Genomic DNA, 5450 nt, shown 5'->3' on the forward strand with positions numbered 1-5450 from the left:
CCTCGTCGAGATCGGGATGTTCCAGGTCGAGGTCGGCACCGGTGGTGCCTCCGTCGGTGGCGTCTACGAGTTCGAGCTCGAGGACGGCACCGTGGTGGAGCTGACGGTCGACGCGGACGGTGAGGCGTGGTTCGTCCTCGACGTCCCGGCCGACACTGAGCCCGGCCTGTACGCCCTGCTCGCGGCCGTCGAGGACGAGGTCCTCGCCGACGCGGTCCTCACCGTCACCGCTGCGGCGGACGTCGACGCCCCCGGCGCCGGCGATGACGGCGGGGCGCTCCCGCGGACCGGTGCCTCGATCGCCGCGGCGATCCTGGCGGCGCTCCTCCTGGTCGGCATCGGCGTCACGCTCGTGAGCCGTCGCCGCCTGGCGGGTACGCAGGCGTGACCGCACCCCGGTCGGGTTGCTGACCGGGACACGCTGAGAACGACACGCAGGGCCCCTGGGACCTCCCAGGGGCCCTGCGTCGTCCCACCCGGTGAGGGAACGCGCAGGGGGCGTGCCGCGTTACCTAGGATGAGACCAGGCCAGCGACATCCAGGCCCCATCGGGGCCGCCGCGACCAGGAGGCACAGTGAGCAACCCGGTGTTCAACCACAGCCCCGTCTTCGGGGAGCCCCGACGGGGACGTGGCGCCGTCCAGCACGCCCCGTACCCCGGCACGACCGGCGGTGGGTCCACCACCGGTGCCCTCGAGGACCTCTACTCCGCGCCGTCCGCGACCCCCCGCGACACCGGCCGCCTCACCTACGACGACGTCATCATGAAGACCGCCGGTCTCTTCGGGGTCCTCGTCGTCGTCGCGGCGCTCACGTGGACGCTCGCCCCCGGGCTCTTCGTCGTCGGGCTGATCGCGGGGTTCGTCCTCGGGCTCATCAACTACTTCAAGCTTCGTAAGGGCAAGCCCAGCCCGGCGCTGATCACCGCGTATGCCGTCTCCCAGGGTGTGTTCCTCGGTGGGTTGAGCGCGATCTTCGAGGCTCTGTACCCAGGGATCGTCGTCCAGGCCGTCCTGGCGACGTTCATCACGTTCGCCGTGTGCCTCACGCTCTTCAAGTCCGGCAAGGTGCGGGTCACACCCAAGTTCCGGCGGATCATGCTCGTCGGCATGATCAGCTACCTGGCGTTCGCCCTGGTGAACGTCGGTCTGATGCTCTTCACCGACATCGGTGGCTTCGGTCTCCGTAGCGAGGTCACCGTCCTCGGCATCCCGCTCGGGGTGCTCGTCGGTGCGGTCGCGGTGCTGCTCGCCTCGATGGCGCTGATCACCGACTTCGACATGATCAAGAAGGGCGTCGACACCGGGGCGCCGGCCCGCATCGCATGGTCGGCCGCGTTCGGCCTCATGGTCACGCTCGTGTGGCTCTACGTCGAGTTCCTGCGGATCCTGGCGATCCTCCGCGGCAACAACTGACGACCCACCGCTGACGCCGGACGCAGGGACCCCACCACCACCGTGACCCAGACCCCCGCCACACCCCCTGCGTCCGGCGCCCGAGCCCTCGTCGGTGGGCTCGCCGTCGCCGCCGCGACCATGCTGGTGCTCGAGCTCTTCATCATCATGGTCCTGCGGATGCCCGACCTGTTCCTGCTCGCCGCCCCCGCGACGTTCCTGTTCGTCGCCGTCGCGGGCCCTCCGACAGCGTGGGCGGCGTCCCGCCTGAGCCGCGGTGCCGGTCCCCGACGTGCCGTGCTCACGCACGGCGCCGCGGCGGCCCTGGCAGGGGCGGTGTGGGGCTACCCCGTGTTCGCCCTCGCCCTGCAGTGGGCCGCCCAGCCCGACCCCGCTCCCCGTGCCCCCGCCCTGGCGGCGATCGGCGCGTTCTACCTGGCCACCACCGCGGCGGCCGGGGCGCTCGCCGGTCGCTACCTCGCCCCCTGGCTCGTGACCCGGCCCAGCCTCGTGCGCACCCTCGTCGGTGCCGTGGCCGCCACCACCGCGATCTGCCTCGGGGTCCTGCTCCTCGTGAGGTTCTGATGCGTTACGCCCACCACATCTCCGACCTCGTCGGCGATACCCCCCTCGTCCGGCTCACCACCGTCACCGACGGCCTCACGGCCACCGTCCTGGCGAAGGTCGAATACCTGAACCCCGGCGGGTCGGTCAAGGACCGCATCGCCCTGAAGATGGTCGAGGCCGCCGAGGCGTCCGGCGAGCTCCGCCCCGGCGGCACGATCGTCGAACCGACCAGCGGGAACACCGGTGTCGGGCTCGCCCTGGTCGCCCAGCGCAAGGGCTACCGGTGCGTGTTCGTCTGCCCGGACAAGGTCTCCCAGGACAAGCGCGACGTCCTGGCCGCGTACGGCGCCGAGGTCGTCGTCACCCCGACGGCGGTACCCCCGGACCACCCGGAGTCCTACTACAGCGTCTCGGACAGGCTCGCCCGGGAGATCCCCGGCGCGTGGAAGCCCAACCAGTACGCCAACCTCAACGGCCCGGCCTCCCACTACGAGACCACCGGCCCGGAGATCTGGTCCGACACCGAGGGCCGGGTCACGCACTTCGTCACTGGTGTGGGCACCGGTGGAACCATCACCGGCACCGGCCGGTACCTCAAGGACGTCAGCGCCGACCGCCCGGGCGGCCCGGTGCGCGTCGTGGGTGCCGACCCGGCCGGGTCGGTGTACTCCGGCGGCGACGGGCGCCCCTACCTCGTCGAGGGCGTGGGCGAGGACTTCTGGCCGACCGCCTACGACCCGGCCGTCCCTGACGAGATCCTTCCCGTGACCGACGCCGACTCCTTCGCGATGACCAGGCGCCTGGCCCGCGAGGAGGGTCTGCTGGTCGGCGGGTCGTGCGGGATGGCCGTCGTGGCGGCCCTGCGCCTGGCCCGTCGCCTGCAGGACGAGGACCCGGACGCGGCCGCGCATGCCGTCATCGTCGTCCTCCTGCCCGACGGTGGTCGCGGGTACCTGTCGAAGATCTTCTCCGACACGTGGATGCGGTCCTACGGGTTCCTGCGCGACGAGGGCGCCGCGACCGTCGGTGACGTGCTGCGCAGCAAGTCCGGGGACCTGCCCGCCCTGGTCCACACCCACCCCACCGAGACGGTCCACGACGCGATCGACGTGCTGAACACCTACGGGGTGTCCCAGCTTCCCGTCCTGTCCGCCGAACCCCCCGTGAAGTCCGGTGAGGTCGCAGGGTCCGTGAGCGAGCGTGCCCTGCTGGACGCGGTGTTCCGTGACGAGGCGGCGCTCGCCGGGCCGGTCCGCGACCACATGGGCCCCCCGCTGCCGCTCATCGGCGTGGGGGAGGACGTCGCCGCCGCGCGCACGGCGCTCAAGCAGGCCGACGCGCTGCTCGTGGTGCAGGACGGCGACCCGGTGGGGGTCCTCACCCGGCACGACCTGCTCGGCTTCCTCTCCCGCTGACCCTCTCGTCCCCCCCTGGAGCGCATCGTGCCGTTGTTCGACATGCCCGTCGAGGAGCTCCGCGGGTACCTCCCGGACGTCGCCGAGCCGCAGGACTTCGACGAGTTCTGGGCCCGGACCCTTCGTGACGCCCGTCGGCACGAGGTCCTGGTCGACGTGGCGCCGGTGAGCACGTCGCTGCGCCTGGTCGACGTGCACGACGTGACGTTCGCCGGTTTCGACGGGCAGCCGGTGCGCGCGTGGCTGACCAGGCCCGCGGGCGTGCCGGAGCCGCTCCCGGTCGTCGTGGAGTACCTGGGCTACGGGGGCGGGCGCGGTCTGCCCCACGAACGGCTCGCGTGGGCCGCTGCCGGGTACGCCCACCTCGTGATGGACACCCGGGGTCAGGGCAGCGTGTGGAGCGGGGGCGGGGCCACACCGGATCTCGGCGTGAGCGGCCCCGCGGTCCCCGGGTTCATGACCCGCGGCATCGAGGACCCCCACGACCACTACTACCGGCGCCTGGTCACCGATGCGGTGCGGGCGGTCGACGCCGCCCGTGCCCTGCCGGGGGTCGATCCCACCCGGGTGACCATCACCGGGATCAGCCAGGGCGGTGGCGTGACGCTCGCCGTCGCCGGGCTGACCGAGGGCCTCACGGCCGTGATGCCCGACGTGCCGTTCATGTGCCACGTGCGCCGTGGCATGACGCTCACCGACCAGGCCCCGTACCGCGAGCTGGTCACCTACCTGGCCGTCCACCGGGGCGCGGAGGACATGGTGCTGCGGACGTGGTCCTACCTGGACGCCGTGAACTTCGCGCGCCGCGCCACCGCCCCCGCCCTGTTCTCCGTGGCGCTCATGGACACGATCTGCCCGCCGTCCACGGTGTACGCCGCGTACAACCACTACGGCTCCCACGCCGGGTCCCGGCCCACCACGGACATCGTGGTCTACCGCTACAACCAGCACGAGGGCGGTCAGGCCCACCAGACCGAACGGCAGCTGACCTGGTTGGGTGACCTGCACGGCGTCGCCCAACCGTGAGCTGACGGGTACCTCGGGCACCGGCGTGCGCAGCGTGCCACGCACGCCGTGATCGGGCACGATGGGCCGGGTGCGCTCCGCGCGCCGAGACACCCGTAGACGGAAGGCCCCACATGACCGACCAGCAGCAGCCCCTGCCCACCGCGTCCGGCGAGTTCGGTGACAAGCCGGCACTGACGTTCCCCGACACCCCGGCACCCGCGGACCTGGCCGTCCAGGTCCTGTCCCGTGGCGACGGTGAGCTCGTCGAGGCCGGTGACGACATCGAGGTCAACTACTACGGCCAGGTGTGGGGCGGTCGGATGTTCGACAACTCCTACGACCGGGGCTCCTCGATCTCGTTCCCCATCGGTGTGGGGGCGGTCATCGGGGGCTGGGACGAGGGCCTCGTCGGCCAGCAGGTCGGGTCCCGGGTGCTGCTGTCGATCCCCCCGCACCTCGGTTACGGCGAGCGCGGCATGCCGCAGGCCGGAATCGGCGGCACCGACACCCTGGTGTTCGTCGTCGACGTCAAGGGCACGTCCCGGCGCTGACGCACCTGCACCGGCGCGCCGCCGGCGCGGTGCGTCAGCCCAGCACGACGGCGAGCACCACGACCGCGACGAGGCCCACGGCCACCGCTGCCACGAGCAGCGGGCCGCGGGCCCGTCGCGGCTTCTTCTCCGGCGGCAGCTCGGTGTGCACCGGTGCGTCGAAGTCGACCCCGGCGATGACCTGCCCGGCGGCCCGGTAGGCCTCCAGGTCGCGGGCGGAGGACGTGAACGCCCACCTCTCGCCGTCCCAGTAGCGGTACCGGTTGGCCTCGAGGTCTGCGTGCCAACCGACGGGCAGGTCCGGGTGCGTCATGGTGACCAGCCTCCCGGACACCCGCCCCCGCGGCCAAGTCGCGCACGCGCGCCCCTACCTGTCCAGACGCCCGCCGGCCTCCTCGACCGCGGCGACGGCCTGGTCCTGGGTGGACCCGGTGGCCCGCAGCACGTCCACCGCACCGGACCGCACCTGGGCGGCCAGCACGTGCCAGGTGGCGGGGGTGCCGTCGAGCAGCGCG

The 5450-nt window shown here is 72.5% G+C and carries 7 protein-coding genes; 6 read left to right on the plus strand and 1 reads right to left on the minus strand.

All coding sequences use genetic code 11. The features are described 5' to 3' along the window. From N869_RS12530 to N869_RS12555, 6 genes are all read left to right on the plus strand, one after another. Positions 1-388 (plus strand): LPXTG cell wall anchor domain-containing protein (locus N869_RS12530; protein ID WP_035062205.1); only part of this gene is annotated, 388 nt, incomplete at its 5' end. A gap of 187 nt (positions 389-575) precedes the next feature. Continuing rightward, a complete protein-coding gene (locus N869_RS12535) occupies positions 576-1415 on the plus strand; it encodes a Bax inhibitor-1/YccA family protein (protein WP_035062206.1) in 840 nt (279 codons plus the stop codon). A gap of 42 nt (positions 1416-1457) precedes the next feature. Beyond that, positions 1458-1979: a hypothetical protein gene (locus tag N869_RS12540; protein WP_035062207.1), complete on the plus strand. Its 522-nt coding sequence runs from the start codon at positions 1458-1460 to the stop codon at positions 1977-1979. Then, positions 1979-3376: a cystathionine beta-synthase gene (locus N869_RS12545; RefSeq protein WP_035062208.1), complete on the plus strand. Its 1398-nt coding sequence runs from the start codon at positions 1979-1981 to the stop codon at positions 3374-3376. The genes N869_RS12540 and N869_RS12545 overlap by 1 nt, the downstream gene beginning before the upstream one ends. Before the next feature lie 27 nt (positions 3377-3403). After that, on the plus strand, positions 3404-4402 hold the full coding sequence (locus N869_RS12550; RefSeq protein WP_035062209.1) for an acetylxylan esterase: 999 nt from the start codon (positions 3404-3406) through the stop codon (positions 4400-4402). Between the two features lie 113 nt (positions 4403-4515). Then, positions 4516-4935: an FKBP-type peptidyl-prolyl cis-trans isomerase gene (locus tag N869_RS12555; RefSeq protein ID WP_035062210.1), complete on the plus strand. Its 420-nt coding sequence runs from the start codon at positions 4516-4518 to the stop codon at positions 4933-4935. A 34-nt stretch (positions 4936-4969) separates the two neighbouring features. Here N869_RS12555 and N869_RS12560 read toward each other — a convergent pair whose 3' ends face one another. Beyond that, positions 4970-5248: a hypothetical protein gene (locus N869_RS12560; RefSeq protein ID WP_156968534.1), complete on the minus strand. Its 279-nt coding sequence runs from the start codon at positions 5246-5248 to the stop codon at positions 4970-4972. Positions 5249-5450 lie beyond the last annotated feature (202 nt).

This window comes from Cellulomonas bogoriensis 69B4 = DSM 16987 (assembly GCF_000767165.1).
In the GTDB taxonomy this organism is placed as follows: Bacteria; Actinomycetota; Actinomycetes; order Actinomycetales; family Cellulomonadaceae; genus Actinotalea; species Actinotalea bogoriensis.